Annotated in this window: 2 protein-coding genes; both read right to left on the bottom strand. The window is 40.3% G+C overall.

From position 1 onward, the window contains the following. Window positions 1-210 precede the first annotated feature (210 nt). On the bottom strand, window positions 211-1,848 hold the full coding sequence (locus RWZ05_RS08860) for an L-lactate permease (RefSeq protein WP_314643840.1): 1,638 nt from the start codon (window positions 1,846-1,848) through the stop codon (window positions 211-213). Window positions 1,849-2,142: 294 nt separating this feature from the next. After that, a partial coding sequence (locus tag RWZ05_RS08855; RefSeq protein WP_314643839.1) for an Ldh family oxidoreductase occupies window positions 2,143-3,174 on the bottom strand: 1,032 nt, incomplete at its 5' end.

Genomic DNA, 3,174 nt, shown 5'->3' with positions numbered 1-3,174 from the left:
GTATTTATCTAGTTCCATCGGCATTAACAGCAACACTTTTTGTCCTATAACCCTTATTTTTTTTGCAAAAAAATAATGTTGGAAGTGACACTGTTATGGTGTCACCCCAACATTTATTATAGAACCTTAAAATATAGGGTTATAACCCCTATAACCCCATATATAAAAAAGAACAGCTCTTCAAGAGCTGTTCTTTTTTGTTACCAGTTCTTAGAAGAAGAAGTGGTGAATTTCATGAATGAAATGTTGACCGAAGAAGGAAATGCAACCATACATTACAATGAATATGATGAAGTATTTGAATGCAGTATTCATAATAACGCTTGCTTCGATTTCATGCTCTAATTTATGAGCTTCTTCCGCGCTGATTTCTTTGTGGCTTTCAAGGTATGCTTTTAAAGCAGGACCTACGGCACCAATGGAAATCGCAATGGATTGTGGAGACAACATTTTACCGATACCAGCTGAACCGGAGTTAACAGCTGCTAACCAGAAGCCAAGGTCTTCCCAGTTTGTAGGATCTAAGCCTTGAGCTGCTGCGATTTGAAGTGGACCAAACAATACGTTGGAGTTTGTACCGGAACCAGTCAAGAAGGCACCCAACGCACCTACGATAGGAGCGAATAGAGGGTACAAGGAACCTGTACCAGCAACCATTGCTTTCGCAATGTCTGCAGTCATACCAGAGTATGTCATCAATTTAGCTGTTATAACAACTGTGATGATTGTAAGGTATGTGAATTTCAAGTTTTTAACTGTGTTACCCAATGTACCAAAGATTTCACTAGCTTTTGCTTTTTGGATGAAACCACCAAGAATACCAGCGATGAAGATCATGATACCAGGAGTTGCAATCCATACGAATGTGTAAGGTTTTGCACCAGGACCTTGGTAAATAGGTACGGATGTTTTAATGGACGCAAGTGGACCATTGATTGCAGGGAACAATTTAGAAGTTAATAACAATAATACGAAGATCAAGATGAATGGCATAGCCGCTACAAGACCTTCACCACTGGAAACTTTAGGAGTTTCACCAGTTTGTTTTACTGCGTATTCAGGATCATTAGGAGGCATAATTTTTGCACAAGCAATAATAACCGCCATGATTACGATGGATGCAGAAATTACGGATAATTCAGGCCCCATTACAGCGTTGATTACGATTTCAGGCACAGCTAATGCTAAACCGGAAAGTAATGTTACAAGGAATACGCCTTTTAACGCTTTGAAACCGCCGCCAATGATCATAACAACGAAGAACGGAGCGATTAAGTTAAGTAAGAATAATTGAACAGAAATAAATGTACCTAAATGGCTTGGATCGAGGTTTGTCAAGGCTGCCAATGTGGTAGTTGGGATACCGATAGAGCCGAATGTTGTTGGTACAGAGTTTGCAACGAGACATGCGATGATAGATTTAAGTGGGTTAAAACCTACGGCAACCATCATAGCTGCAGGAATTGCAACGGCAGTACCGAAACCAGCCATACCTTCCATGAAGGCACCAAAGCCCCATGCAAGTAACAATGCAAGTACACGAGTATCAGATGTTACAGAAGAAAGCATTGTTTTAATAGTTTCCATTGCTTTCGTGTATACTACCAAGTTATAAACGAAGATAGCAGCTGTAATAACTAATAGGATTGGCCAAATTGCCAAAGCGGCACCTTCAAGGGCACCAGTGACCATAATGAATGGGTCAGCTTGGAATGCTGTAATAGCGATGATGAAAGAACCGATTGCGGCAACACTTGTTGCTTGCCATGCAGGTAATTTCAAGATGGATAACGCTACGATCAACCAAATGATTGGAGATAGCGCTAATAGAACGGTGATAGCACTCATTTCTAAAATCATCCTTTCAAGTAAAACAAAAATATATGCTCAACAGGACGATGTAGCTTAATCAATTTAATTGATGAGTAAATCGCTATTATATTAAGTTGTAAAAGTTCAGTTAAAATAAAAGATTACAATAAAATAACAGATATACTTATCGTAAAAAATGATGTGTATCTTAAAAATTTTTAACCTCATGACTTATGAGGTTAAAAATATAAGAGAGGGGACATAAACAGTGTTTATGTCCCCTTCTTTACTGACTACATGTCCACGTTAGGGCCAATACTAAGTTCGGTATTAGTAGTTACCTTTGAACATTGTAGCAGGAGCTTCTGGTACATAATCGCCGAAGTAGGATTTGAAGTCAAGGCCCAACTCGTTGCAAAGATCTTGAACTTCAAGCATTGTACCGTTAAGTACAGGGATACCTTCAGCTTTAACTTTTTCAACGGATTCGTGTTCTTTTTCACCATGAGTGTAGATACGGTCTTGACCTTGAGCTTTAGGAGCTTCACGTAATTCTTGTAAGAATTGAGAGAAGTGTTTTTTGATTTCAGCTGGGTCGCCGAAGAATTCAGGGTTGATAGCCATGAAGCCGTGGCAGATATTGGATTTACCACCGATCATACATTTGTTGGAAGTACCACCTTGGGACAAGATGGAGGAGAACAACTCAGCAATCATGCCGTTACCATAACCTTTGTGGCCGCCAAGAACTTCTGTAGCACCACCTAAAGGAAGGATACCGCCGCCTTCATGACGGGAGATGTTGCCCAATACTTCAGCTGCATCAGTGGAAGGAACACCGTCTTTGTTAACAGCCCAACCATCTGGAGTAGCTTTGCCCATTTTGTTGTACATTTCAAGTTTACCACGAGTTACTACTGTAGTGGAGCAATCGAAGAAGAAGTCTACAGGATCAGCTGGTACAGTCCAAGCGATAGGGTTAGAACCAAGCATAGCTTTACGAGCATATACAGGAACCATGATTGCTTCGGAGTTTGTACAAGAGAAACCAATTAAGCCTTGGTCGGATGCCATTTTAGCATAGTAACCAGCGATACCATAGTGATTGGAGTTACGTACGGATACGATACCAACACCAGATTTTTTAGCTTTTTCAATAGCCATTTCCATAGCTTTGTGGCCTAATAATTGACCCATGCCATCATGACCATCGATAACAGCAGAGATTGGAGTTTCTTTTACGATTTCAGGTTTTGCGTCGATTTTGATCAAGCCATTAGTGATACCTTTGTGGTAACGAACCATACGTTGCATACCATGGCTTTGAATACCGAACAAGTCGGAAGTCAAAAGTACGTCTTG

The sequence above is a fragment of the uncultured Veillonella sp. genome (assembly GCF_963543145.1).
Taxonomy (GTDB): Bacteria; Bacillota; Negativicutes; order Veillonellales; family Veillonellaceae; genus Veillonella.
Note: the sequence above shows the minus strand (reverse complement) of the source record. Positions and strands in the feature narration are given on the sequence as shown.

Bases quoted from the DNA above. Each gene is read 5' to 3' on its own strand.
- RWZ05_RS08860 (WP_314643840.1), bottom strand. From the start codon at position 1,848: ATGAGTGCTATCACCGTTCTATTAGCGCTATCTCCAATCATTTGGTTG.